This is a genomic window from Parafannyhessea umbonata (assembly GCF_900105025.1).
GTDB lineage: Bacteria > Actinomycetota > Coriobacteriia > Coriobacteriales > Atopobiaceae > Parafannyhessea > Parafannyhessea umbonata.
The window spans coordinates 1,012,988-1,039,774 of record NZ_LT629759.1 but is presented as its reverse complement, the minus strand read 5'-3'; the positions used below and the strand labels follow the sequence as shown (position 1 = coordinate 1,039,774).

Sequence of the window (26,787 nt, the reverse complement as noted above, 5' to 3'; positions counted from 1 at the left end):
CGCGGAAAACGGCTGCGGCGGAGGTGTTTCTTGGAGCGAGGCGACGGAGGCACGTATCTGGGCGAGGGCGGGCGCGCTGCGTCCGGCCTGACGGACGAGCAGGTCGCGGAGCGCGTGCGCGCCGGGCAGGTGAACGCGAACGCGGACGTGAAGACGAAGTCCGTGTGGCAGATCCTTGGCGAGCACACGTTCACGCTGTTCAACGCAGTGAACGTCGCGATGGCGGCCCTGGTGGTGTCCACGGGCTCGTACAAGAACGTCGCGTTCATGGCCGTGGTCGTAAGCAACCTCGTCATAGGCGTCTTTCAGGAGATCCGCGCGAAGCGCAAGGTGGACAGGCTGTCGATCCTGACCGCGAAGGACGTGTGCGTGCTGCGCGCGGGCGAGAAGCGCCACGTGCCGGTGTCGGCAGTCGTGCGGGACGACGTGGTCTTGCTTGCCCACGGCGACCAGGTGCCGGCCGACGGCGTGGTGCTGGAGGGCAGTCCGCGCATGGACGAGAGCCTGCTGACGGGCGAGAGCAACGCCATCGAGAAGGCCGTGGGCGACGAGGTGCTGTCCGGCTCGTTTGTGGACTCCGGCGCGTTTGCGTACCGTGTGACGCGCGTGGGGCGCGACGCCTACGCGGCGCAGATCAACGCGGAGGCAAAGTACGTGAAGCGGGTGCGCTCCGAGATACTCTCCACGCTGTCCGCGATCATCAGGCTCGGCACCATCGCGCTCGTGCCGCTTGGCGCGGGGCTGTTTGCGCGCATCATCCTCATGGGCCGCTACGGCTACGACGACGCGGTGCTGCAGACCGTTGCGGCCGTGGTGGGCATGATCCCGCAGGGGTTGGTGCTGCTTACGTCGAGCGTGTTCGCCATCGCGACGACGCGGCTCGCGTCCAGGAGCGTGCTGGTGCAGCAGTCGTACTGCGTCGAGACGCTCGCGCGCGTGGACGTGCTCTGCCTGGACAAGACGGGCACCATCACGACGGGCGCCATGGAGGTGGCGGAGGTGCGCGGCGACGCGGCGCAGGCCGCGGTCACGATCGCCGCCGCGAACGAGGCGGACGCGAACGAGACGGCGCGCGCGATCCTGGAGTACGGCAGGGCGCGGGGCGTGGAAGCGCTTGCGGTCACGAGGGCTGTGCCCTTCTCGTCCAAGACGAAGTGCTCCGGATGCGTCACGGCGGACGGGACGGCGCTGGTGATGGGCGCAGCGCAGTTTGTGATGGGTTCTGCGTTTGGGCGGGTGGAGGACGAGGTCCGCTCCTTCCCGGGCCTCATGCGCGTGCTGGTGGTTGCGCGCGTGGACGGCTTTGCACGGGACGGCGCCGCGGTAGGGACGCCGCGCGTGCTCGGCTTCCTGGGCATACGCGACCAGATTCGCCCGACGGCAGCGCGCACCATGGGCTACTTCCGCGAGCAGGGCGTTGACATCCGCGTCATTTCCGGCGACGACCCGCGCACGGTGTCCAACATCGCGGCGGCCGTGGGGGTGCCGGGGGCCGAGAAGTGCGTGGACGCCTCGACCCTGGAGACGGACGAGGACGTGGAGGCCGCCGTGGCCGCATGCCGCGTGTTCGGCCGCGTCACGCCCCACATGAAGCGGCGGCTGGTGCGCACGCTGCACGAGGCGGGCCACGTGGTCGCCATGACGGGTGACGGCGTGAACGACGTGCTTGCCCTGAAGGACGCGGACTGCTCCGTCGCCATGGCGTCGGGTTCGGCCGCGGCCAGGAACGTGGCCGAGATCGTGCTTGCGGACAACGACTTCGCACACCTGCCGGAGGTTGTGGCGGAGGGAAGGCGCTCCATCAACAACCTGCAGCGCTCCGCGTCGCTCTTCCTCATGAAGACCGTGTACTCCGCCGTGCTCGCCCTCGTGTGCATCGTGCTGCCGCCGTACCCGTTCATCCCCGTGCAGATGTCGCTCGTGTCCACGGCCATCATCGGCACGCCGTCGTTTTTGCTGGCGCTGGAGCCCAACCACGAGCGCGTGCGGGGCAGGTTCCTCACGAACGTGCTGTCGCGCTCGCTGCCGGCGTCCGTGGCGATCATCCTCGCGATCGTGGCTTCCATCGCGACGGCAAAACTCATGGGCTGGCCGGACGGCGTCATGTCGACGGTCTGCATGTTCCAGATGTTCGCCGTCGGCATCGCGCTCATCTACCGAATCTCGCGGCCGCTGAACCCCTTGCGCGTGGGCGTCATCTGCGTGGTGGTCGCGATCGTGGTCGCGGGAACGACGGTGGGGGCGGGGTTCTTCTCGGTCGTTTCGCCTACGTTTAATTCTGCTGTCACGTCCGTCGCGATCGCGGCGGCAGCGATAGTCTTGTTCAACAGGTTGTACGACGAATCCGTTGCGGAGGCCGGCCCCAGGGGCCTCGTCGGGTTCCTCATAAGGAAGTTGGAGGCGCTTGATGACAGTGAGTAAAGAGTTCGAGGCCGCCGTCAGGGCTGCCAGGCACCCCAAGACGCTCGAGGCGGCAGGCGCCGGCTACGCGGTGTACGACGTGTCCGGCGTGCCGGGCGCGGAGCGGCTGCCCAGGGCGCTTGTGGTGCTTCTGGAGAACTGCGTGCGCCGCGCCGCCACGGACGAGGAGGCCGTAGAGCTCGCGAGCCGCGTGGTAGAGGCGGGCCTTGCCGGCGAGCAGGGCCGCGAGATCCAGTTCATGCCGTCGCGCGTGCTGTTTCAGGACTTCACCGGCGTGCCCGTCTTCGTGGACTTCGCGGCCATGCGCGACGCGATGCTCGAGCGCGGCGGCGACCCGTCGAAGGTGAGCCCGCGCATCCCGTGCACCCTCGTGGTGGACCACTCCGTCATCGCGGACGTGACGGGAACCGAGGACGCCGCCCTCCAGAACCAGCGCAAGGAGGCCCAGCGCAACCGCGAGCGCTTCGCGTTCCTTAAGTGGGCCGCGAACTCCTTCGACAACGTGCGCATCGTGCCGCCCGGGGAGGGCATCTGCCACCAGCTGAACATGGAGCGCTTCAGCCAGGTCGTGGGAACCGACGCGCTTGCCGCGGACGATTGTCCGGTCGCGTGCTTCGACACGCTCGTGGGCACGGACTCCCACACGACGACGGCAAACGGCCTCGGCGTGCTCGGCTGGGGCGTCGGCGGCATCGAGGCGGAGGCTGCGGCACTGGGCAAGCCAATCTCCATGCTCGTGCCGCCCGTCGTGGCGCTCAGGCTCACGGGAGCGCTCCGCGACGGCGTGAGCGGCATGGACCTCGCGCTCACCGTGGCGCAGCTCCTGCGCGCAGAGGGCGTCGTCGGCACGCTCGTGGAGGTCACGGGCGACGGCGTCCAGACGCTTACCGCGACGCAGCGCGCGTGCGTCGCGAACATGACGCCGGAGTACGGCGCCACGACGACGCTCTTCCCCGTGGACGAGCGCTCCGTCGAGTACCTGCGGCTCACGGGCAGAAGCAGCGCCCAGATCGAGCTCATCCGCTCCTACCTCGGGATGCAGGGCGTCTTCGGCGAGACGCACGGCCGCACGTACGCTCGCGAGGTCACGCTCGACCTCGCGAGCGTCGAGCCGAGCCTCGCCGGCCCGTCGCGCCCGCACGACCGCGTGACGCCCGCAGGCCTGCCGGAGCGCTTCTCCAAGGGTCTTGCCGCGCACGGCGTGAAGGACCCCGCCGCCCGCTTCGACGTGGCGCTGGGCGAGAAGAGCGTGAGCCTGGGTCACGGCGCCATCGCCATCGCGGCCATCACCAGCTGCACCACGGCGACGGACCCCGCGATGATGGTGGGGGCAGGCATCTTGGCGAAGAAGGCCGTCGAGCGCGGCCTTACGCCGAAGCCCTGGGTGAAGAAGGTGCTGGCTCCGGGCTCGCGCGTCACGTCGCTCATGCTCGAGCGCGCGGGGCTGACGGGCGCCCTCAGGAAGCTCGGCTTCTACACCTGCGGATTTGGCTGCATGAGCTGCATCGGCAACTCGGGCGACATCCCGGAGTCGCTGAAGGAGCTCTCGTCGAGCATGGAGCTCACGAGCGTGCTTTCCGGCAACCGCAACTTCGAGGGCCGCATATCGCCGTACGTGAGCCAGAACTACCTCATGCAGCCGGCGCTCGTCGTGGCGTACTCGCTCGTCGGCACGGTGGACGTCGACCTCGCGCACGAGGCGGTCGGCGTGGGCGGGGACGGAAGCGAGGTCATGCTGAAGGACATCATGCCCACGAACGAGGAGATCGCGGCCGTGCTGGACGAGGTCCTCACCCCGGAGCTCTTCCGCGAGGGCGCGCGAGGGCTGTTCGAGGGGTCGAGCGTGTGGCGTGACATCAACGCGGGCTCGAGCGACACGTTCGGGTGGGACGAGGACTCCACCTACGTGAGGAGGGCGCCGTACTTCGACGACGCGAAGCACCGCGACGTCGTGGAGGTGAGCGGGGCACGGGCGCTCGCCCTTCTCGGCGACTTCGTGACGACTGACCACATATCGCCCGCGGGAGCGATCGCTGCGGACTCGCCGGCAGCCCGCTACCTGCTCGAGCACGGCGTCAAGCCGGAGGACTTCAACACGTACGGCAGCCGTCGAGGCAACCACGAGGTCATGATGCGCGGCACGTTCGCGAACGTGAAGCTCTCGAACGCGCTCGCGGAGGGGCGCAAGGGCGGCTGGACGCGCGACTTCATCGACGGCGAGGTCAAGAGCATCTTCGACGCGTCCGTGGACTACGCGGAGCATGGGGTTCCGCTCGTCGTCGTGGCCGGCAAGCTGTACGGCTCGGGGTCGAGTCGCGACTGGGCGGGGAAGGGCCCGGCGCTTCTGGGCGTGCGTGCCGTCATAGCGCAGAGCTTCGAGCGTATCCACCGCTCGAACCTGGTGCAGATGGGCGTGCTTCCCCTGCAGCTGAAGGAAGGGGAGAGTGCGGAGACCCTCGGGCTCGACGGGACGGAGACGTACGACGTGTCCCCCGTGGACGTGAGCGAGGGGCTTCCGGCCGAGCGCACGGCGACCGTCACGGCGACGAGGCGGGACGGCACGAAGATTGTGTTCGAGTGCGTCGTGAGGGTGGACACGCCGATGGAGGGGGACTATCTTTCATCGGGCGGCATCCTGCCCTACGTGCTGGACGAGCTCGCAGAGTAGAATCGGTCTCGCGGGGGTGCTTGCGTGTCCCCGCGAGGCTCTTGCGCCTTCGATCGAAGCGACCTGGAGGTCAGTGTGATTTGCCCTAACTGTGGATCAAACGTGCCAGACGGGCTGAAGAAGTGCCCCGCGTGCCATGCGGACATGGTCCGCGTCGTCGTCGAGCGCGACGCGGACGAGACGTGGTGCAAGAGCTGCGGCTCCCTTGTTCCGAGGGGACAGCTCGTGTGCCCGTGCTGCGGCATGCCGGTCGACTCCGGGGACGACCAGGACTTCGCGGAGCGCGCCATAGAGGCCGGAGACGCCACGGGCGACCTGTCGAGCGACAGCGAGCAGACGAACGTGATGCCCAGGATCGAGAGTGCCATACCGTCCGAGGACGACGAGACGAGCACGGTCGCGGAGCACGACCGCCTGCCAAGGGCGAAGGTCATGATCATCACGATGGCGACGGCCGTCGCGGCGGTGAGCGGCCTCGTGCTGCTGATAACCCACCCCTGGAACCCCGGGGCGTTCGACGACAGGGCGAAGACGGACGCGAGCACGTCCATGGCCGGCTACCCCGGCGCGATCAAGGAGCTGAAGGGACAGGACAAGGGTTCGAGCCAGAAGTCCGCGAAGAGCGGGGACGACGCCACCTACGAGGCGCTCTCGAAGGCGTACAAGAGGCTCAAAACGCTCGAGAAGAAGGTCGACGAGAACGAGGACCTGTTCAACGACGTCGCGTACTCCGGCTCCCAGGAGCAGAGGAACTCCGGCAAGAGCAAGGCGGAGGCGATCTCGCTCGAGATCAGCAACCTCATAGGCGACATAAAGGACGTGGACGTGACGTCGGGCACGTACGCAGACGACGAGAAGAACCTCCTCACGCTTGGCAACTACATGCGCAACAGGATGGATGCCCTGTACGAGGCATGGAAGCGCTCCGCGATGTCTGACAACCCGCAGACGGACAAGTCGCTCATCGAGGAGCCCCTGAAGGACGGCGGGGCATCGGTTACGGCGAGCTACAAGAAGCTGTTCGACGACAACTACGATGACTGGAAGCCGACGAAGAAAAGCTCCCAGTGACGCATGCGTTCTGCCGAATATGTGAAACAATATCGCTGCTGCTAGAATTAACAGGATGAATAGGCTCAGCACGAGCGAGGGCTCGACCGTAGTTTGAAGGGGGAGACATGGGATTCTTTTCCGAACCCGTCTACACGCCCGAGTACGAGGTGGCCGGTGACGAGGTCGCCGTCTTCGACACGAGCAAGGGGACTATCCGCGTAAGTCTCGACGGAGAGGGCGCCCCCATCCACGTCGCAAACTTCTGCGAGCTTGCGAGCGCGGGCTTCTACGATGGGCTGAAGTTCCACCGCTACGTCCCGGACTTCGTGATCCAGGGCGGATGCCCGAACACGAGGGACATGACCCCCGAGCAGGTCGCGTCTGGTATGCCCGGGCCTGACGGCATGCCGGGCACGGGCGGCCCCGGCTATCGCATCAAGCACGAGTACGACGTAAACCCACGCAACAGCCACGTTGACGGTGCCCTTGCCATGGCGCGCTCCCAGAACCCGGACTCCGCAGGCTCCCAGTTCTACTTCTGCCTTGGCGCACAGCACTTCCTCGACCCGAACTACACGGTGTTTGGAAACACGATCGAGGGGATGGACGTCATCTCCAAGCTGCGCGCGGGAGACCTCATCCGGTACATCAGGATTGAGCACGCGCAGCGATAGAAGAACAGACACACTCGATAGAGGATCATCATGAATCAGCAAGCATACGAGGCCGGTAAGAACGCGTACAAGCAGGGCGATCTTGCCACGGCGGTGGCCCAGCTCACCGCGGCGAAGGCGCCGGGCGAGGTCTCGGGCGCCATCGACCACCTGCTTGGCAACTGCCTCATGAAGCTCGGACGCTTCACGGAGGCGGCGAACTCCTATGCGGATGCGCTCAGGGACGTGAACTACGGACACTCCGGCGCGCTCGCCTGCAATCGCGGCCGCGCCCTCATAGCGGCCGGCAAGCCGCAGGAGGCAATCGCCTCGCTTACCCTCGCCGTGAAGGACGAGGACTATGCGACGCCGTACAAGGCGTACACCGCGCTTGGCAACGCGTACATGCGCGTCGGGAACGTGCGCGACGCTGGCGTCGCATACCGCAACGCAGCAATCGACGAGAAGAACCCCGACCCCAGCTCCGCTCTCCGCAGCCTGGGCGGCTGCTTCATGCAGATGGGGCGTGCGGTCGACGCCGTGGAGGCGTATCGTACCGCGCTGGACTTCTCGTCCCCGCAGAACAGCCAGAACGCCATCTACGGCGACCTCGGCCTGGCGTACGTCGCGGCGAACCGCATGACCGAGGCCGTCGACGCGTTCAATCGCGCGACGGCGGACGGGTCGTACACGTTGCGGCCGGAGGCACAGGCGGCCTACGACGCCGCGAAGAAGGCCGTCTCTGCGATTTCCGATGGCGGTCCGTCTGAGACGGACGCATTTCTCGCCGCGGCGGGATACGGCACTGGCGCCGCGATCGACCCGCTCGACCCCACGGGCCAGACGGGGGAGTTCATGCCCTCTCCCGAGGACACGGGATTCTTTTCCGTCAAGGAGGAGGACCTCGTCGCGCAGGACAAGAAGGCGCGCAAGGAGCGCAAGGTCCGCCGCAAGAAGAGCCATCGCGGGCTGAAGGTGTTCCTCACCATCCTCATCATCCTGCTGATTGCGGCCGGCGCCGCGGGATTCGCATATTACAGGGGCTACGGCTTCCCGACGCAGCAGTCGGTCGTCGAGGACCTCTTCGAGGCGGGGGCCTCTGGAAAGGACATCTCGCCCTATCTCGAGTCCGGTCTCTCGAGTGACGAGAGGGCTCAGGTCAGGAGCCTGCTCCCGACTGGCTCCTCCAGTGTCTCTATTGATGGGCTGGACAAGTCGATGAGCAAATCGACTGCCATGGTGACGGTGACGCTGTCCGCCGGTGGCGAGCAGAGCTACAAGATTTCGCTCGTGAGGGACGGCATCGGCTGGAAGGTGAAGTCCGTCGCTCCGGTGTACGCGTCTGGCGATGGCAAGGACGCCTCTGTCAGCGACACGAGCACCTCCGCATCCGGCACGACCGCTCAGAATAGTGGAACTGACGTGTCCACGAGCGATGCGAGCGCTTCTGAGGGCGCCTCTACGGGTACCATTTCCACGGGCGAATAGAGCAAGCCCACAAAGTGAATGAGCGTCGGGCGAGACGGCCCGCATTGGATAGGATTGGGAGCAATGTCGATCATCGACTCACTCTTCGGCGAATATGACGGGGACCTGGCCATTGACCTCGGAACCGCGAACACCCTTGTCGCGGTTCGCGGCCGCGGCATCGTTTTGAACGAGCCCTCCGTCGTGGCCATCGACAAAAGCGAGGATCGAGTGCTCGCCGTCGGCGCCGACGCAAAGCGCATGATAGGCAGAACCCCTGGCTCGATTATCGCGGAGCGCCCCCTTAAGGACGGCGTCATCGCGGACTTCGATGTCACGGAGGTCATGCTCCGCTACTTCATCGAGAAGGCGCGCGGGAGTCACAGGTATCCCTGGTCTCCCAGGCCGAGGGTTGTCATCTGCGTCCCCTCCGGCGTCACGTCCGTGGAGAAGCGCGCGGTATTTGAGGCTACTATCTCCGCCGGCGCGCGACAGGCATACCTGATCGAGGAGCCCATGGCAGCCGCCATCGGCGCTGACCTGCCGATCGAGGACCCGACGGGCTCGATGGTCGTGGACATCGGCGGCGGAACGACCGAGGTGGCCGTCATTGCAATGGGCGGCATAGTCGTATCGCAGTCCATCAGGATCGCGGGCGACGAGTTCGACCAGACCATCCTCGAGCACGTACGCGACGCGTACAACCTCTCCATCGGCGAGCGTACCGCGGAGGACATCAAGATCAAGGTGGGCTCTGCGGCTCCGCTTGCGGAGGAGCTCGACGTCGAGGTGAACGGCCGCGACGTGATGAGCGGTCTCCCGAAGAGCGTCAGGATCGAGTCCGAGGAGATCAGGCGCGCCCTCGACAAGCCGCTTGACGAGGTCACCAAGGCCGTGAAGGACGCCCTCGACGTCACGCCGCCAGACCTGGCGTCTGACCTCATGTACTACGGCGTGCTGCTCACCGGGGGCGGTGGTATGCTTCGCGGCCTCGACCAGCGCCTGCGCGAGGAGACTGGCGTTCCCGTGAACGTGAGCCCGACGGCGCTCGAGAACGTCGTGAACGGCTGCGCGAAGGTCCTCGAGGCAAACGCCCTCTCCGGTGGCTTCGTCCAGAGCGCAAGCTAGCGGGTGAGCCAGGTGCCGACTCTAAACGGCGGGGGCCTCTCTTCCTCGGGACTGCACAAGGACAACTCGGGAAGCGGCGGTCGCCTTGCCGTCGTGTTCGTAGTGCTTTCGCTCGTGATGTTCACCATGAGCGCGCGCGAGACGAACGGCGGGTTCTTCACGACGGTCAGGGCCGTATATTCCACGGTCACGACGCCCGTGCGCTACGTGGGCGTCATCGTGACTGCCCCGTTCCAGGGACTGGGAAACGTATTCGCGAACCTCACCGCAAGCCAGAAGTCGCTCTCGGAGCTCAAGGCGGAAAACGAGAAGTTGAAGGCGCGAAACGCCGAGCTCGAGGAGGCCGAGAAGACCTCCGAGCGGCTTGAGGAACTGCTGAGCCTGCAAAGCACGTACAAGCTGAAGTCGAAGGCCGCGAGGATCATTTCGGGGTCGACGGACTCCTGGAGCGATACGGTTACCATCGACAAGGGGTCTTCCTCGGGGCTCGCCGTGGGCATGCCGGTCACTGACTCGCGCGGTGCGATCGGTCAGATTGTGAGCTGCGGCGCGACGTCCTCGACGGTGCGCCTCGTCACGGACGAGAACTCGAGCGTTTCGGCGATGGTCCAGTCGAGCCGGGCGCAGGGGATACTTTCCGGCAGTGCGGACGGGACGCTTCACCTGAAGCTCATCAGCACCGACTCCACGGTGAAGGTCGGCGACACGGTCGTGACGAGTGGCCTTGGTGGCGTGTTCCCGAAGGGGCTGCCTCTTGGCACCGTCATGAGCGTGAACAAATCCGCCGGCGCCCTGTATTACGAGATTGCGGTAAAGCCGTTCTCCACGACGGAGAACTTCGAGGAGGTGCTGGTCATCACGTCGCTGACGCAGGACCAGCGCGCGACGTCAGATGATATCGCCGCCGCAGACGCGCAGGAGTCGAAAGCGGTCAAAGGCGGGAGCGACTCCTCGACCTCGGACTCCTCGAGTTCCGGAACTTCCGAATCAGACGCGTCGGGCAAGGACTCTTCCTCCACGGAGAGCGACGCGAGCGAGAAGAGCAGTGACGACTAGGTCGATGGGGGTGACGCTGGATGCAGGTCAAGGACTCTAACAAGAACAAGAGGAGCATCGGTTGGCTCGCGCTTGCATGCCTCTTGCTGCAGCTCGCCGTTGCCCCGAACTTCGGCATCGGCAACGGCCGGATTAACTTCGCGCTGATATTCAGCGCCGTCGTTGCCCTCACGATCGGTGGGCGAACGGGCGTGTTATGCGGGTTTCTCGCCGGCTTCGTGTTCGACCTCTCGACCACGGGACCGGTCGGTCTCATGGCGCTCCTCCTGACCGTATCGTCCTTCCAGATGGGCATGGAGTGCAGGAACCGCCTCTCCGAGGACCTGGGTCCGTCCGTCATTCTCTTCGCGATACACGCTTTGGTCGTGAGCCTGGCGTACCATCTGGCGATGCTCGTTGTGGGGCAGGCGAGCTCCGCGTTCGACGTGATCGTGCTCAGGATGCTGCCGACGCTCTTCCTGACCGTGCTCGCGTTCGTTCCTTTTGCGTACATTTACTCCCACGGGGGCGGAAGCGGGCTCGACCTGGGTAGGAAGAGTGCACGTGGGGGTCATGCGAAGCATGGCCCAAAGTACACCCTCGGCAAGCTATAGGGTCGCGATTTGAATCCTATCGTCATCATAATCATCGTCCTCGCGCTGGTGCTCATAGCGCTTCTCGTCGCGTTCTTCCTGTTTGGGAGGGGCGAGACGCGCTTCAAGTTCGACATCGGCGGCGGTGCTCCCAGGGCGTCCGGCGGCTCCGACATGTCCAAGGAGGGCGGCTTCAAGTCGAGGCTCTTCGGGTTGGGCATCTTCTCCGGCTCGATTATCGCGGCGCTTCTGGCGAAACTCTGGACGATGCAGCTGGTTTCAGCGGGCGAGTACAGTCAGCAGGCGGAGTCCAACAGGTCGAGGACCATCTCCACGTCTGCGCCGCGCGGCCGCATCCTGGACAGGAACGGCGTCGAGCTCGTGAACAACAGGGCGAGCCTCACCGTCGTCGCGAAGAGCGACGTGGCTGGGGACGCGATAGAGATGAAGCTCGTGGGCAACCTCATAGGCATGCCCGAGATGGCTGTGAAGCGCAAGATAGAGGACGCGACGGGAGGGGCCCAGAGCCTGAGACCCATCGCCGTGGACGTTTCGCGCCGTGTCGTCGCGTTCATCGACGAGCATCAGTACGTGTTCAAGGGCATCAGCGTTGAGGAGAGGACCCAGCGCCACTATCCGCAGGGAAGTCTTGCCGCGCATGTCCTTGGGTACACGGGGACCGTGAGCTCCGAGCAGCTGAAGAAGTCCGGCACGCAGGACGACGACGCGAAGATATCGTACGCGTCCGGCGACGTCGTAGGCCAGGCGGGCGTGGAGTACGAGTACGAGAACGTTCTTCAGGGCGTGAAGGGCGAGCAGAAGGTTTACGTGGACGCCGCGGGAAACGTACTGAGCTACTCCAGCTCCGTGCAGCCGAGGAGCGGCTCGGACGTCGTGCTGACGCTGGACGCGAACATCCAGCGTGCGGCGGAGGAGTCGCTCGCGAAGCGCATAAAGAAGCTGCGCGAGATGGGCAGGACGGACTGCCACGCGGGGTGTGCCATCGCGATGGACGTGACGAACGGCGAGATACTCGCCATGGCGTCCGCGCCCACGTACTCGCCGAACGTGTTCGTTGGTGGCATCTCGAGCGAGGACTGGAAGAGCCTCTCGTCCGACGAGAGCCACTACCCGCTCATGAACCGCGCCATCGCGGGCCAATATCCCTCCGCATCCACCATCAAGCCCCTCTCCGCGTTCGCGGCGCTTAACTATGGCATCGCGAACACGGGCTCGACGTACTACTGCTCCGGCTACTGGACCGGCTTTGGCAAGGGCTTCGGCCAGTACTGCTGGAAGCACAGCGGCCACGGCTCGGTGAACATCCAGAGCGGCATCACGTACTCGTGCGACGTCGTGTTCTACGAGATAGGCAAGGGGTTCTTCTACTCCAAGGAGCCGGAGGGGCTCCAGAAGACGTACAAGCGGTGGGGACTGGGAAAGAAGACGGGCATCGACCTGCCGAGCGAGTCCGCGGGCCGCGTGCCGACCCCCGAGTGGAAGTGGAAGTACTTCTCGTCCTCGTCCGAGGATGCGCGCACGTGGCAGGGCGGTGACACGACCAACCTCGTCATCGGCCAGGGCGACCTGCTGGTGACGCCGCTGCAGATGCTCTGCGCGTACGCTGGCATATCGCTTGACGGCACGATCTATCGACCGCACGTGCTGAGGTACGTGAAGAGCCCCATCGGCGACGGGTCGGTGGTGAAGTACAAGCCCGAGGTCGAGCGCAAGGTGACCGAGAAGCGGGCGTACATGGACGAGATCCACCGCGGCCTGAAGGGCGTGATCTATGAGGAGTCCGAGGCGCAGACGGAGCACTTCACGAACCTCTCCGTCACCGTCGCCGGCAAGACAGGCTCCGCCCAGACGTCGAAGTCGCAGCCGACGGGATGGTTCATCGCGTATGCGCCGTACGATGATCCAAAGTACGTCGTGGCGTCCGTCATAGAGTATGGCGGCTATGGCTCCGAGGGCGCCATGTACGTGGTGAGAGACATCCTTGGTCAGATCTACAACCAGCCGGACACCGCGACGTCGGTCGACAGCTCCGGCGTTCAGTAGGGAGGGGGCGACATGGCCCAGAAGAACTCCGCCGAGGGGGCGAAGGTGAACGAGAAGGGCCTTGGCTCCTTCTCGGCGTTCTACTCTCACATCATGAACCGTCGCGGGATGGCACCCCGGCCGTCCGCAGGCAGGAACATCGCGCGCAGCTCGGTCTACATACCGCAGCTCATCCCGGCGATCCTGCTGGTGGTGTACGGCGCCATCGTCATCTGGTCCGCTTCGCTTTCCATCGCGGACGCGAGGTTCTCAAGGCACCTCGTGGGCATCGCGATCGGCGTCATCATGGCGGTGCTCATATGGCGCTACGACTACCGCGCGCTCGCGAACATGACGACGGCCATGCTCGTGACGATCGTGATCCTCATGTTCCTGCCCAAGGTGCCGGGGCTCAGCTATACGGCCCTCGGCATGACGGGTTGGATCAAGATTCCGATAATTGGCATGACGTACCAGCCCTCGGAGCTCGCGAAGCTCGTGACCATCTACCTCATGGCCGCGCTCGGCGCCCAGTACAACGGCAAGGTCGACACGCTGAGGGACTACCTGAAGCTCTGCGGCATCCTGTGCGTGCCGTTTCTGCTCATCCTGACGCAGCCCGACCTGGGCACGGGCCTCATCATCCTCGTGACCGGCGCCGCGATCATCATCTGCGCGGGCGCAAGGCGGTCGTGGGTCATCGTGACCATAGCCGGCATCGTGGCGCTCGCGACGCTCGTCGTCGTGATGTCCATGACGCCTGGCGTGCCGCATCCGCTGAAGCAGTACCAGCTGAACCGACTCATCGTGTTCGCCGACCCGTCCGTGGACCCCTCCGGCAACGGCTACAACCTCCAGCAGGCGAAGATCGCGGTCGGATCCGGCGGGATGTTCGGCAAGGGCATCGGCAAGGCGACGCAGGCCGGCGGCGGCTTCCTTCCCGAGGCACACACGGACTTCGTCTTCGCGCTTCTCGCCGAGGAATTTGGCTTCGTGGGCTCCGTGGTGCTGCTGATGCTGTTCGCGGCGCTCATATTCTCGACCATCTTCCTCGCGATGAGGATCGAGTCGCCGTTTGGGAAGCTCGTGCTCGTGGGGTGCGCTACGATGTGGTCGTTCCAGCTTCTGCAGAACGTGGGCATGTGCATAGGCATAATGCCCATCACCGGCATCCCGCTGCCGTTCGTGAGCTACGGCTCGTCCTCGATGTCCGTGCAGATAGCGGCGGTGGGAATGGTGCAGTCCGTCTGGCACCACAAGCCGAAGGCGGCGTAGCGCCGCGTTCGAAATCGACGCCCGCGAGGTGAGGTTATGCCCAAGAAGAGCAAGGTTTCCCTGGGCGACATCGCAGACATCCTGCGTGCCGGTCAGAAGAGCGAGAAGGAAAGGTCGGCGCCGCTGAGCGTCCTTGTGGTGGTTGACACGAGCGCCGCGAGGGACGTGGTCCTTGCGGTGAAGGACGCGTTCATGCCGCGCCAGGCGACGGCGACGGTACGTGTGGAGTCACTTGCCGCGTGTGAGCCGCCCGCGCCGGGCTGGGACGTGGCCGTGGTGGTGGCCGGCACGCACGTAGCGGCCGCGGAGCGCGTGGCGGAGGGCTTGGCCCGCTGCGGCGTGCCCGTGGGCGTCGTGGTGGACTCCGTGCTGGACCTGGGTGCAAAAGAACTTCCCGAGGAGGTGGCCGCACTGGTGAGCGCCGTTCCGGCCTCGGGCGCGGATGCGGTGCGCGCAAACCTCGCCAGCTGGCTGGTGGGCGCCGTGGGCGAGAAGGGCATAGCCTTTGCCGCGAGCTTCCCGTTCTGCCGCGACCAAAAGGTGCGCGAGCTCGTGAGGACGAGTGCGCTTGAGAACGCGGCGGTCGGAGCCGTTCAGGTGCTGCCGAGCGCGGACTTCCCCATAATGACGGTGCGCCAGGCGAAGCTGGCGCTGGACGTCGCGGCGGCGTGTGGGCGTCCCGTGTCCGTTGCTAGCTCGGCGGACGTCGCCGCCGTCATTGCGGCGGGGTTTGCGTGGCGCTCCGTGGCCCGCCGCGCTACGGAGGTCCTGCCTGTGCCGAAGTGGGCCGTGAAGGCGGCCGTTGGCTTTGCGGGCACCGTCGCGACGGGCGCTGTCGCGCGCCTGCGCAACGACCCGCCCACGCTGCCGGACGTGCGAGACCTTGTGGCGGACTCCGGCGTGGGGCCGGTCGTGGACGCGGCGTCGCGCGTGGCGAGCCGCGCGGCGAAGGCCGCGGCCGCGCGTGCGGGCGCGGGCTTTGCGGCGCGCCCGGGCGAGGACCGCGTGCGCACGGGGGATGCACGTCGCACGCTGCCGGCGCCGCGAGAGGCTGCGGGACGAGACGACAGGGGCGGCCGCGACGACGGCTACGTGGTGATATCTGGGGGATGCGATGAGGCTTAGGCGAGAAGACCTGTATTCGCGGCTGGAGCCGCTGCTTGGACAGGTGGAGAAGCCCTCCCGCTACCTCGACCACGAGTGGGGCGCCATCGAGGAGCAGAACGGCCCGTTCCACGTGGTGCTCATGTACCCGGACGTGTACGAGGTTGGCCTTCCCAACATGGGGCTCTCCATCCTGTACACGGCGATCAACCGCGTCGAGGGCATGTCGTGCGAGCGCGGCTACCTGCCGTGGGTGGACATGGCCGACCTCATGCGCGCAAAGGACGTGCCGCTGCTTGCGCTGGAGAGCTCTTCTCCCATAGCGTCCTTCGACGTGGTGGGATTCACGCTCGCTCACGAGATGGCGTGCACGAACATCGTTGAGGCGCTCGACCTCTCGCGCATCCCCGTTCGCGCGGAGGAGCGTGCGCAGGACGACCCCATCGTCGTGGCGGGCGGACCGTCCGTGTGGAACTGCGAGCCGGTCTCGCCCATGTTCGACGCGGTGCTTCTGGGTGACGGCGAGGAGGCCATGGTCGAGATCTGCTCGTGCGTGCGCGACGCGCGCGCGAGGGGACTGGCCAGGCGCGACATACTGCTCGAGCTCTCGCGCGTTCAGGGCGTGTACGTGCCGAGCCTGTACGACGTCGTCGTGGACGACACGTCGACGCAGTGGGGCTACGCCGTCCCGAAGCCGCAGACGGGCGCGCCCGCGGTGGTGTACAAGCGAAGCCTGCAGGACTTCTCGTCCACGGAGCCCGTACCGCAGAGGATCGTGCCGTACATGGACGTGGTTCAGGACCGCCTTGCCGTGGAGGTGCTGCGCGGCTGCGCGCGCGGCTGCCGCTTCTGCCAGGCGGGCATGACGTACCGACCGGTGCGCGAGCGCCCGGCGGAGCAGGTGGTTGCCGCGGCGCGCGAGGGCCTTGCGCTCACCGGGCACGACGAGGTGTCGCTCACGTCGCTCTCCACGACGGACCACTCGCAGTGCGCGCAGATCCTGCACACCTTAAACGAGGACGTCCGCGGAACGGGCGTGCGCGTGTCCATCCCGTCGCAGCGCCTGGACTCGTTTGGCGTCGAGATGGCGGCGGAGGTGGGAGGGTCAAAGCGCGGCGGCCTCACGTTCGCCCCGGAGGCCGGAAGCCAGCGCCTGCGCGACGTCATAAACAAGAACGTGACCGAGAAGGACATAGACACCGCGGCCGAGAACGCGTTTCGTAACGGTTGGCGCCGTATGAAGCTGTACTTCATGATGGGCCTGCCGACCGAGACGGACGACGACATCGTGGCGATCAACGAGACCGCCGACCGCGTGTTGGAGATAGGCCGAAGCGTCGTTGGCAGGGGGCCCAAGAGTGGCGTGAGCGTTTCCATCTCCGTCGCGGTGTTCGTGCCGAAGGCGTACACGCCGTTCCAGTGGTGCGGCCAGCTCGACCTCCAGGAGGTGCGCAGACGGCAGCAGCTGCTCTTGAGCACGTGCCCGGACCATGCCATCAAGATCTCGTATCACGACGCGGAGGTCTCGCTCATCGAGGCCGTGCTCTCGAAGGTCGGGCGCCGTGGCTTCGACCTCATCCTCGCGGCGTGGCGGCACGGCTGTCGCTTCGACGCGTGGACGGACCAGTTCTCGTTCGAGCGCTGGACGGCCGCGGCGGCCGAGGTGGGCATGGACCTGGAGGCGATCGCCTCCGCTGACACGCCGCTCGACGTGCGCCTGCCGTGGGAGCACACGTCGCCGGCAGTGTCGCAGGGGTTCCTGAGGCGCGAGTACCGCCGTGCGACGCAGGGCGTGACGACGCCGGACTGCACGAGGGAGAGCTGCGTGGGCTGCGGCGTGTGCCCGAAGCTCGGTGTTGAGAACGCGATCGTGGGGGACAGGCATGGCAGACACTAGCAACCAGTCGCGGCTGCGCGTGAGGTATCGCAAGGACGGGCGCCTGGCCTACCTGGGCCACCTCGAGGTGCTTGGCACCATCAACCGCTCCATCAGGCGCTCCGGCGTGCCGTTTGCCGTGGGCAACGGCTTCGCGCGGCGCATCAGGCTCCAATTCTCGCAGGCGCTGCCCGTGGGGGCGTCCTCGACGGGGGAGTACTACGACCTCATGGTGACGGAGCACCCGGATCCCGCCAGCGCTCTAGAGATGCTGCGCGCCGCGACGCCGCGCGGGCTTGCGCCAGACGCCGCGGCATACGTGTCGCGCCGGCTTCCTGCCCTCGAGGCCTGGGTGAACCGCGCGGACTGGGACGTGACGGTGCGCGGCCCGCGGTCGGCGCGCGCGCTCGACGCGGCGCTCGGGGAGCTGAGGGAGAAGGGCGAGCTCCACTACATGAGGGGCGAGAAGCCCAAGTCCATCGACCTCGGCCGCGCGCTGGTCTCATGGGACGTGACGCCGTGCGAGGAGGGACTCCGCGTCCTTCTCGCCACGCGCTCCTCGAACGACGGCGCGCTGCGACCGCAGGTGCTGCTTGACGCGGCGTTTTCGACGGAGCGTCTTGCGGCCGACGTCGCGCTGTCCGGCCGTCCGACGCTTTCCGTGTGCCGCGTGGGGCAGTGGCACGAGGGTGAAGATGGCAATCTCGTGGAGCCGCTCCCAAGCGCCGTCGGGGGCGCCTAAACGCAGGTATTCTGTGCTAGGCGTGTTCTGCGTGTGAACGATGTTTCCCCGTTGACTCTGCAGGTCATCGCTAGTAAGATGTTCAGCTGTTGCACTAGAACCAGTAATGAAGGGTTAACACATGTACGCAATCGTTACCACTGGTGGCAAGCAGTATAAGGTTGCCAAGGGCGACATCTTCGATGTCGAGAAGCTCGACGCGCAGCCTGGCGACAAGGTCAAGCTTGACGTCCTCATGCTTAATGATGGCAAGAAGACCGTCGTTGACGCTGCCACGCTCGCGAAGAAGAAGGTCACCTGCGAGGTGCTCGACCAGTTCAAGGGCGAGAAGGTCCTCGTCTTCAAGCTGAAGAAGCGCAAGCGCTATCACCGCACCAAGGGTCACCGTCAGAACCTGACGAAGCTCCAGGTCACCTCCATGCCGACCACCAGGACTGCCGCAAAGTCTGCCTCTACCGAGGAAGCCGCAGAGTAGTCTTCACAGTTTCAAGTTTTCTTAGCTACGTAGAGAGCAGGTAACAGAATGGCTCACAAGAAAGGCCAGGGTACTTCCCGTAACGGTCGCGACTCCAACGCCCAGCGCCTCGGCACCAAGATCTTTGGCGGCCAGGCCGTCAAGACCGGCCAGATCATCGTTCGCCAGCGCGGCACGCACATCACCCCGGGCGACAACGTCGGCCGCGGCAAGGACGACACCCTGTTCGCCCTCGCAGACGGCACCGTCGAGTTCGTGAAGGGCAAGAAGCACTACGTGCACGTCCGCACCGCCTAGTTGCGGCACACAGACGCGAATGACACCCTGGGCCCCTGGTCCGGGGTGTTTTTCTATCTTGGCGGACACGTGCGAGACGATGTCGAATGTCGGGCCAGGATGGCTTACCATTTGACACAGCCAAGGAGGTTACAATGCCAACCAACACATTTACCGACGTATGTCGCATCAACGTGAGGGGCGGGGACGGCGGTGCGGGATGCATGTCGTTCCGCCGAGAGGCGCATGTGCCTAAGGGCGGGCCCGACGGCGGCGACGGCGGCCGCGGCGGCGACGTGGTCCTCGAGACCGACCCGCAGCTCTCCTCGCTCATCGACTACCGCTTCAAGCACCACTTCCGCGCCGAGAGGGGAACCCACGGAAAGGGCGCGCGCAAGCATGGCAGGGACGGGCAGGACCTTGTGCTGAAGGTGCCGCTGGGCACCGTGGTGCACGAGCTCGATCCCCAGACCATGGAGCCCCTCTACGACATCGCGGACCTCACGAAGGTGGGACAGAGGGTCGTCGTGGCACCGGGCGGCGTGGGCGGCCGCGGCAACATACACTTCGTCACGTCCGTGCGTCGTGCGCCGGCGTTTGCGGAGAAGGGCGAGCCCTCCCAGGAGCACTGGATCGAGCTCGAGATGAAGCTCATGGCGGACGCGGCGCTCGTGGGCATGCCGTCCGTGGGAAAAAGCTCCATCATCGCCAGAATCTCTGCCGCGCGGCCGAAGATCGCGGACTACCCGTTCACGACGCTCGTGCCGAACCTCGGCATGGTGCGCGCGAAGGATGGCTCGTCGTTCGTCGTCGCGGACGTCCCCGGCCTCATCGAGGGTGCGAGCGAGGGCAAGGGCCTTGGGCACCAGTTCCTGCGCCACATAGAGCGCACGGCCCTCATCCTGCACGTCGTGGACGTGACGGGCGGCTACGAGGGACGCGATCCGGTGGAGGACTATCGCGCCATCAACCACGAGCTGGACGCGTACGCCGCAGAGCTTGCGGAGCGCCCGCAGATCGTCGTCGCGAACAAGTGCGACATGCCGGGCGCGGAGGACGCCGTCAGGCGCCTGCGCGAGGAGGCCGAGAAGGACGGCCGCCCGTTCTTCTCGGTGTCTGCCGTGACGGGCAAGGGCTTGGATGAGCTTGTGTCCAGGACCGCCGCCGAGGTGAGGGCCCTGAGGAGCGCCGTCAAGGTCGAGGAGGATGCGGAGTCGAGCGTCGCGCTGAACCAGGGCGCGGAGCTCATGCGCCGTCGCAGGGACGCCATGGTCTCCATAAAGAGCGAGTCCACAGGCATCTGGCGCGTTTCCGGCGGTGCCGTGGAGCGCATGGTCATCCAGACGGACTGGGACAACGACGAGGCCATCGCCTACCTGCAGCACAGGTTCGACAGGATCGGGCTCGACGACAAGCTCGCCGCGGCCGGCTGCAGGAACGGAGACGAGGTCAGGATCTTGGGCTACAGCTTCACGTACGAGGGACCCGAGGACGAGGACGACTTCGACGAGCTGGACGATTCTGACGACTCGATGCTCGACGGGCTCGAGGATGCGGACGCGGACGAGGGCGCGCCCGAGGTCGAGGTCGTGGAAGTGCAGGCGGGGGAGTAGGGATGGAGGACATCTTCGAGGCCCCAAACGTCATCGTGGTGAAGGTGGGCTCGTCCACGCTGGTGGACGAGTCTGGGCGTCCCGACCGTACGTTCATAGGGTCGCTGTGCGACCAGGCGGCCGACCTGCAGGAGCGGGGCTACCACGTCGTCATCGTTTCCTCCGGCGCCGTCGCGGCCGGCATGGAGAGGCTGGGCTTGGACGCCCGACCGACGGACATGCCAGGCCGCCAGGCGTGCGCCGCGGCCGGTCAGGCCGCGCTCACGGAGGTGTACGCAGAACAGCTCGCGCGCCGCGGCGTGCCATGCGGCCAGGTGCTTCTGACCCGTAGGGACCTGACGGACCGCGAGGGCTACCTGAACGCCCGAAACACCCTGGGCAGGATGCTGGAGCTGGGAGCTGTTCCCGTGGTGAACGAGAACGACACCGTGTCGTTCACAGAGATCAACTTTGGCGACAACGACATGCTTGGCGCCATCGTCGCGGCGATGCTGAACGCGGACCTGTACGTGATCCTTTCGGACATCGACGGGCTATACACCGCGAACCCCGCACATGATCCCACGGCGCGCCTCGTTTTGCGCGTGGAGGAGGTGACGCCCAGGATATCCGCGATGGCGGGAGGCGCCGGCTCTGCCGTCGGTACGGGCGGCATGGCGTCCAAGGTGCGTGCGGCCCGCGCGATGATTGCGGCCGGCGTTCCCATGGTGGTGTGCCGCGGTCGCGAGCGCGACTCCTTCAGACGCGTCGTCGAGGGAGAAAGGCTTGGCACCAGGTTCGAGGGGCCGGCGGGAGTCCAGCACGAGAGCGCCAGGAAGCTCTGGATCGGCCTCGCCGAGATGCCGCGCGGTTCCGTCCTCCTGGACGCGGGCGCGAGCCGGGCCATCCTGGAGCGCGGCGCGTCCGTGCTTCCCGTGGGCGTCACGAGCGCGGAGGGGCGCTTCTCGACTGGCGACGTCGTGAACGTCGTATCTTCGGAAGGAGCGCTTATCGGGCGCGGCATCACGCGATACTCCTCGGAGGACATCGGGCGCGTGCATGGGCTCCGGCTTGACGTGATCGCGCGCTTCATGCCCGAGAAGGACGGCCAGCCCGTCATACACCGCGACGAGCTGCTGGTGTTCTAGGGGGTGCCAATGGGACTGAGCATCGACGAGATAGAGCGCGTGGCAGCGGACGTCGTGAGACGTGGCGACCTGCCCATGCTCGGGCAGGAGCCGGGCCGCGCGTACAGGCTTGGCGTGATGGGCGGCACGTTCGACCCCATCCACAACGGCCACCTGGTTGCGGCGGAGCAGGCGTTCGACGACCTCGAACTGGACACCGTCGTGTTCATGCCGGCCGGACGCCCCGCGTTCAAGCAGGACAAGCAGGTGTCCGAAGGCGAGGACCGCTATGCGATGACGCTCCTTGCGACGGCGGACAACCCGCACTTCCTCGCAAGTCGCTTCGAGGTGGACCGTGCGGGGATCACGTACACGGCGGACACGCTGGAGCGCCTGCGCGCCATCTACCCGGAGAACGTGGAGATTTACTTCATTACCGGCGCCGACGCCATAGCGGATATCGTGCGCTGGCGTGACGCGGAGCGCCTGAGCAGGCTTGCGCACCTCGTGGGCGCAACGCGGCCCGGATACGACCTATCGCACGCGCAGCGGGCGATCGAGGAGTCGGGCATACGCTTCGACGTGACGTACCTTGAGGTGCCGGCGCTGGCGATTTCTTCCAGCTACCTGCGCGAGCGCGTGCGCCATGGGCAGAGCCTCAGGTACCTGACTCCGGACGCCGTTACGGGGTACATACACAAGCACCAGCTGTACGGCGCGAGCCAGCTTGGCTATGGCTCCAAGCCAACGGAAGGTCGTGAGTAGACAGATGAGAAGGGCAGAGTACACACGTGACCAGCTATCCTGCATAGGGAGGCTCGAGTCGGACCTGACGGACCGCATGAGCGCCGTGAAGCCGCGCCGCCTTGCGCACTCGCTTTCCGTCGCGCGGTGCGCGGAGTCCCTTGCGCTGCGCTACGACGTGGACCCGTTCCTCGCGCGTGTCGCCGGCATCCTGCACGACTGGGACAAGGTGGTGCCGGATGACGAGCTCGTGCGGCGTGCGCGCGAGCTGGGGATCGAATTCGGGGTCGATCTCGACCTGGTGAGGCCGCTGCTTCACGGCGTCGTGGCCGCGCGCGAGCTGCCGGCGCTCTACCCAAAGCTTCCGCCTGAGGTGTTCCAGGCGATCGCGCGCCACACGACGGCAGCCGTTGACATGACGCCCCTGGACGAGGTGGTGTTCGTGGCGGACGGCATCGAGCCCCTGCGCACGGGAAGCGTTGGCATCCAAGAGACGCGCGACATGGTGGGCAAAGCCTCCCTGGACGACGTGTTCTGGAACTCGTTCTGCGGGGGAATCACGTACGTGGTGGAAACCAGGCGCTACCTGTATCCGGGTACGCTTGACATATACAACGAGATCGCCCTGAGGAGGGCGAGGGCCGGGTCAGACGCCCCGGCCGGAAGGTAGGCAACATGACGGTTACATCGCTCGAGCTTGCGAAGGCGGCCGCGACCGCCGCGGACGACAAGAAGGCAACGGACATCGTGCTTCTGGACCTGAGGCACGCGACGGACGTGTGCGACTACTTCCTCATCTGCACGGTGCAGAACAACCCTCAGCTGGACGCGGTGACCGAGGAGGTCAAGACGCGCCTGGCCGCCGAGTGCGGCGAGAAGCCCGTGTCCACGGAGGGCCGCGGCGGCTCGTCCTGGGTGCTCATGGACTACGGCGCGCTCGTGGTGCACGTCTTCAAGCCGGAGGCTCGCGACTACTACCGGCTGGAGTGCCTGTGGGGAGACGCCCCGCGCGTGGAGCTGGGCCTGGAGGGCGAGGCCGCTCGCTAGTCCGCTTCCTTGTTCATGGGGGCGGTGTCAGAGGCGGACTCCCTCAGCCTGAGCTCGGACCCAAGGCTCAGCGACCCCTTCCCAAAGCGCGAGCGCACCTCGTCCGCCGCGACGGAGAGCGCCCTGAGGTCACGGTGTCTTCCCGGCGCCGTGGCCTCGTCATTCTCGCCCGCTTCGGGCGAGAAGAGCTCGAGCTGTCGCTGGCGGGGCGCCTCGGGGCCAAAGCCGCTCACGCCCACGCCCACCAGGCGGACGGGCGTGCCTTCGTGCCAGACGTCGTCCAGCAGGCGCAGCGCCTGGGCGCCGAAGACGTGCTCGTCGTCCGTGGGGGCGTCAAGCTGGCGCTGAGCGGTGCGCGTCTTGTCGTACGAGAACTTCAGCTTCAGCGTCACCTGGTGGCCGCGCAGCCCCTTCGACCTCAGGCGCGTGCCTACCATCTGGCTCACCATGCGCACGGCGGCGGCAACGTCCTCGCGCGTCGTCAGGTCGTGCGCGAACGTGCGCTCGTTCGACACCGATTTCGCGGCCTCCGGCTTCGCGCGCTCGCGCACGCGCGACACCTCGCGGCCCGCGGCGCGCGTGACGAGGCTCGGTCCCGCGACGCCAAGCGCTCGGCGCATGCGCTCCGGGTCCTGGCGCGCGAGCTGTCCCAGCGTGGCGACGCCCATCTGCCTCAGCCGCGCCTCCGTCGCCTTGCCGACGCCGCTCATGGCAGAAACGGGCAACGGCGCCAAAAACGCCGCCTCAGTCCCAGGCAGAACCACGGTCATGCCGCGCGGCTTCTGGCGCTCGGACGCGATCTTCGCGACGGTCTTGCTGGTGCCAAGGCCTATGGAGCAGGTGACGCCTAGCTCAGCCACGCGGCCCTGGATGCGCCGGCAGATGGCGATGGGGCTCTCGCGCGAGAAGCGTCCGGGCGTCACGTCGAAGAACGCCTCGTCGATCGAGACCTGCTCCACGAGCGGCGTCTCGTCCAGGATCGTCTGCATCACCCGTGCGGACATCTGGCGGTAGCGATCGAAGTGCCCCTGCGTCCAGATGGCGTCCGGGCACAGACGCTTCGCCTGGTACGAGGGCATGGCAGAGTGCACGCCAAAGCGCCTGGCCTCGTACGACGCGGTCGAGACGACGCCTCGCCGCTCCGGCGATCCGCCCACGATGACTGGCTTGCCGCGCCACTGCGGATGGTCGAGCTGCTCCACGGACGCAAAGAACGCGTCAAGGTCGAGCAGGCCTATGGCAGGCCCCGACCACTCTGTCATGGACGTTGTCACCGCGCCTCCCTCCGCTCGCGCCGCGCCCGCGCGCGGCGACGATCGCTCCCGTCACTGCGCAGATTATAGGCCACGGCCAGGCCGCCGCCCGCGAGGGGAGGAAGCCGGGCCGCGCGACTGCACGCTTGGGGTGACGCACGATCGGGCGATGGGGCATAGGCATGCCATGTAGGCGAGAAGGACGACGCATCGCGCCCTAGAGGGTCACCGTGAACGTGGTACCGCTCTTCTCGTCACTCGTGCACTGGATGGAGCCGCCGTGCGCGTCGACGGTGGACTTCGCGATCGCGAGGCCCAGGCCGAAGCCGCCGGCGCCGCCGTCGCGGGTGCGCGCCTTGTCGGAGCGGTAGAACCGCTCGAAGACGTGCGGCAGGTCCTCCGCGGGGATCGTGGGTCCCTGGTTGTTCACCGTCAGCCGGCAGCCCTTGCTCCGTTGCTCGAGGGTCACCTTGACGGTGGTGCCCACGGCGGCGTACTTCACGGCGTTGTCGATAAGGATGCGGACCATGCGGCGCAGCCAGTCCGCGTCGCCCTGCACGTGCACGCCCTCGGTGACGGAATCCTCCACGGACGTCCCGCGCTCGAACGCGACGGCGTCGAACTCGAGGGCGGCGGAGCTCACGATTTCAGAGAGGTCGACGTCGGTGCGCTTCAGGATGTCCGCGGTGCCGGCGATGCTCTCGTCGGCGCGCGCGAGCTGCAGAAGGTCGTTTACGAGCGTCTTCATGTGGCCGGCCTCCTCGGCCGTGCTGTCCACCCAGCGCCTGGTGTCCGCGGGGAGGGCCTTGTCGCGTTGGAGAATCTGCGTGTTGGCGAGGATTACGGCAAGCGGGGTCTTCAGCTCGTGCGACGCGTCGGACACGAAGCGGCGCTGCTGGTCCCACGCGCGCTGGACGGGCGCGAGCGCCCAGTCCGCGAGTTTCCACGAGATGCCGAGCAGGACCAGTATGCCCAGTGCGATGATCTCGATGTTGCGAACGAAGGCGTTGTGGAACGTGTCGTCCACGGCGGTCGTGTCCACGATGGCGATTCGGGTGGTGCCGGAGCCCGTGGTGGCCGACTTCCACGACACGTGGTACTCGGGAAGGCTCCCGTGGTTCGAGGACGCCTCGAGCGCCTGATCCACAACCTTCTCGAGCACGGGGCCGTTTATGCTCACGTTGTCGTCGCTCGACTCGAGGACGACGCCGCTCTGCGATATCTCCACGGTGAGCGCAAGCATGTTGGAGCGGTGCTTGGTGCCGGCTTCGCTCTTTCGCGCGGCGCCGATGACGGGGACCGCCTCGGTTGACCCCTCGAGGTTGCGGTCGAGGGCGTCCTTGATGAGACCCTGTTGGTTGACGTAGGCTGAGTAGAGCGACATCGCAAGGACGCCCGCGAGGACGAGCCCCGCGAGCGTCGTGACGATGGCTACGAACTTCCTCTTGAGCTTCTTGAGCATGGTGCACCGACGCTACTCTTGGACGTCAAACGCCTCGAGGCGGTAGCCAAGCATGCGCAGTGTCGTGATCTGCACCTTGGAGTGCACGTGCGTGAGCTTCTTGCGCAAAAACGAGATGTACGCCTCGACGGAGTTCTCGGACGCGTCGGCGTCGGCGCCCCACACGCGGGTGAGGAGGTCCTGCTTCGAGACGACGCGCGCGTTGGAGCTCATGAGCATCTTCAGGACCTCGAACTCCTTGCCCGAGAGATGCACTTCTCGCCCGTCGCACGAGAGGTCGTGCGTCTCGAGGTCGAGCGTGAGGTCCGCGAAGGTCACGGTGTCGATCACGACGTCGCCCTGACGGCGCGTGAGGGCGCGGAGGCGGGCGAGAAGTTCCGCTGCCTCGAACGGCTTCGTCATGTAGTCGTCCGCGCCGGCGTCGAGGCCCTCGACCTTGTCCGAGGTGGACGTGCGGGCCGTGAGCATGAGCACGGGGATGGAGTTGCCCTGGTGGCGGAGCTCGCGCACGATCTGGATGCCGTCCATGCCGGGGAGCATGACATCCATGATGACGGCGTCGTACAGGCCGCTCTCCGCGGAGGTGAGGCCGGCGTTGCCGTCGTACACGGCCTCGCAGTTGAATCCGGCGTCAGACACGATGCGAACGATGGCGTCGGCGAGGTTTCTCTCGTCCTCCACGACAAGTATGTTCATGGGGCCTCCTTGGGTTTCTGAAATCCTATTGTTGGGTGCAATATAGCGAGCGAGTCT

23 protein-coding genes are annotated in these 26,787 nt (G+C 66.4%); 20 read left to right on the top strand and 3 right to left on the bottom strand.

What is annotated here, in order from left to right; all coding sequences use genetic code 11:
* Positions 1-30 precede the first annotated feature (30 nt).
* The 20 genes from BLT96_RS04825 to rsfS all read left to right on the top strand — a co-directional run bounded on the left by BLT96_RS04825 (position 31) and on the right by rsfS (position 23,319).
* Complete coding sequence (locus BLT96_RS04825; RefSeq protein WP_245719327.1) at positions 31-2,421, top strand: HAD-IC family P-type ATPase; 2,391 nt, start codon at positions 31-33, stop codon at positions 2,419-2,421.
* Positions 2,408-5,089 (top strand): aconitate hydratase AcnA, encoded by a 2,682-nt coding sequence (acnA, locus tag BLT96_RS04820; RefSeq protein WP_090862154.1) that lies wholly within the window; start codon positions 2,408-2,410, stop codon positions 5,087-5,089. Before BLT96_RS04825 ends, acnA begins: the two co-directional genes overlap by 14 nt.
* A gap of 24 nt (positions 5,090-5,113) precedes the next feature.
* Positions 5,114-6,160, top strand: coding sequence for a zinc ribbon domain-containing protein (locus BLT96_RS04815; RefSeq protein ID WP_336433196.1), 1,047 nt, complete (start codon positions 5,114-5,116; stop codon positions 6,158-6,160).
* Between the two features lie 107 nt (positions 6,161-6,267).
* Complete coding sequence (locus BLT96_RS04810; protein ID WP_090862150.1) at positions 6,268-6,816, top strand: peptidylprolyl isomerase; 549 nt, start codon at positions 6,268-6,270, stop codon at positions 6,814-6,816.
* A 30-nt stretch (positions 6,817-6,846) separates the two neighbouring features.
* On the top strand, positions 6,847-8,283 hold the full coding sequence (locus BLT96_RS04805; RefSeq protein WP_090862148.1) for a tetratricopeptide repeat protein: 1,437 nt from the start codon (positions 6,847-6,849) through the stop codon (positions 8,281-8,283).
* A 63-nt stretch (positions 8,284-8,346) separates the two neighbouring features.
* The gene (gene mreB, locus BLT96_RS04800; protein ID WP_090846537.1) at positions 8,347-9,390 is read left to right on the top strand and encodes a rod shape-determining protein; all 1,044 of its coding nucleotides are present in this window, start codon (positions 8,347-8,349) and stop codon (positions 9,388-9,390) included.
* Between the two features lie 12 nt (positions 9,391-9,402).
* Positions 9,403-10,446, top strand: coding sequence for a rod shape-determining protein MreC (gene mreC / locus BLT96_RS04795; RefSeq protein WP_272867362.1), 1,044 nt, complete (start codon positions 9,403-9,405; stop codon positions 10,444-10,446).
* A 20-nt stretch (positions 10,447-10,466) separates the two neighbouring features.
* Positions 10,467-11,039 (top strand): rod shape-determining protein MreD, encoded by a 573-nt coding sequence (gene mreD / locus BLT96_RS04790; protein ID WP_090862144.1) that lies wholly within the window; start codon positions 10,467-10,469, stop codon positions 11,037-11,039.
* Between the two features lie 9 nt (positions 11,040-11,048).
* Positions 11,049-13,082 (top strand): penicillin-binding protein 2, encoded by a 2,034-nt coding sequence (mrdA, locus tag BLT96_RS04785; protein ID WP_090862142.1) that lies wholly within the window; start codon positions 11,049-11,051, stop codon positions 13,080-13,082.
* 108 nt (positions 13,083-13,190) lie between these two features.
* The gene (locus tag BLT96_RS04780; RefSeq protein WP_245719340.1) at positions 13,191-14,336 is read left to right on the top strand and encodes an FtsW/RodA/SpoVE family cell cycle protein; all 1,146 of its coding nucleotides are present in this window, start codon (positions 13,191-13,193) and stop codon (positions 14,334-14,336) included.
* A 36-nt stretch (positions 14,337-14,372) separates the two neighbouring features.
* Positions 14,373-15,461: a hypothetical protein gene (locus BLT96_RS04775; RefSeq protein WP_090862140.1), complete on the top strand. Its 1,089-nt coding sequence runs from the start codon at positions 14,373-14,375 to the stop codon at positions 15,459-15,461.
* A complete protein-coding gene (locus BLT96_RS04770) occupies positions 15,451-17,337 on the top strand; it encodes a TIGR03960 family B12-binding radical SAM protein (RefSeq protein WP_090862138.1) in 1,887 nt (628 codons plus the stop codon). The genes BLT96_RS04775 and BLT96_RS04770 overlap by 11 nt, the downstream gene beginning before the upstream one ends.
* Entirely contained in the window at positions 17,324-18,058 is a 735-nt protein-coding gene (locus BLT96_RS04765) for a TIGR03936 family radical SAM-associated protein (RefSeq protein ID WP_090862136.1), read from the top strand. The genes BLT96_RS04770 and BLT96_RS04765 overlap by 14 nt, the downstream gene beginning before the upstream one ends.
* Before the next feature lie 121 nt (positions 18,059-18,179).
* Entirely contained in the window at positions 18,180-18,533 is a 354-nt protein-coding gene (gene rplU / locus BLT96_RS04760) for a 50S ribosomal protein L21 (protein ID WP_090846522.1), read from the top strand.
* A gap of 48 nt (positions 18,534-18,581) precedes the next feature.
* The gene (rpmA, locus tag BLT96_RS04755) at positions 18,582-18,830 is read left to right on the top strand and encodes a 50S ribosomal protein L27 (protein WP_090846519.1); all 249 of its coding nucleotides are present in this window, start codon (positions 18,582-18,584) and stop codon (positions 18,828-18,830) included.
* A 134-nt stretch (positions 18,831-18,964) separates the two neighbouring features.
* Positions 18,965-20,422 (top strand): GTPase ObgE, encoded by a 1,458-nt coding sequence (gene obgE, locus BLT96_RS04750; protein WP_090846518.1) that lies wholly within the window; start codon positions 18,965-18,967, stop codon positions 20,420-20,422.
* 2 nt (positions 20,423-20,424) lie between these two features.
* On the top strand, positions 20,425-21,549 hold the full coding sequence (gene proB / locus BLT96_RS04745) for a glutamate 5-kinase (protein WP_090862134.1): 1,125 nt from the start codon (positions 20,425-20,427) through the stop codon (positions 21,547-21,549).
* Between the two features lie 9 nt (positions 21,550-21,558).
* Entirely contained in the window at positions 21,559-22,293 is a 735-nt protein-coding gene (gene nadD, locus BLT96_RS04740; protein ID WP_090862133.1) for a nicotinate-nucleotide adenylyltransferase, read from the top strand.
* Between the two features lie 4 nt (positions 22,294-22,297).
* On the top strand, positions 22,298-22,942 hold the full coding sequence (yqeK, locus tag BLT96_RS04735; RefSeq protein ID WP_090862131.1) for a bis(5'-nucleosyl)-tetraphosphatase (symmetrical) YqeK: 645 nt from the start codon (positions 22,298-22,300) through the stop codon (positions 22,940-22,942).
* A gap of 5 nt (positions 22,943-22,947) precedes the next feature.
* Positions 22,948-23,319 carry a ribosome silencing factor gene (gene rsfS, locus BLT96_RS04730; RefSeq protein ID WP_090862129.1) on the top strand — a complete coding sequence of 124 codons (372 nt, stop codon included), beginning with the start codon at positions 22,948-22,950 and terminating at the stop codon, positions 23,317-23,319.
* Here rsfS and dinB read toward each other — a convergent pair.
* From dinB to BLT96_RS04715, 3 genes are all read right to left on the bottom strand, one after another.
* Entirely contained in the window at positions 23,316-24,581 is a 1,266-nt protein-coding gene (gene dinB, locus BLT96_RS04725; RefSeq protein WP_090846571.1) for a DNA polymerase IV, read from the bottom strand. The genes rsfS and dinB overlap by 4 nt on opposite strands.
* Positions 24,582-24,789: 208 nt before the next feature.
* Positions 24,790-26,034, bottom strand: a complete 1,245-nt coding sequence (locus BLT96_RS04720) for a sensor histidine kinase (RefSeq protein ID WP_090862127.1) — start codon at positions 26,032-26,034, stop codon at positions 24,790-24,792.
* A 12-nt stretch (positions 26,035-26,046) separates the two neighbouring features.
* Complete coding sequence (locus BLT96_RS04715) at positions 26,047-26,730, bottom strand: response regulator transcription factor (RefSeq protein ID WP_090846506.1); 684 nt, start codon at positions 26,728-26,730, stop codon at positions 26,047-26,049.
* Positions 26,731-26,787 lie beyond the last annotated feature (57 nt).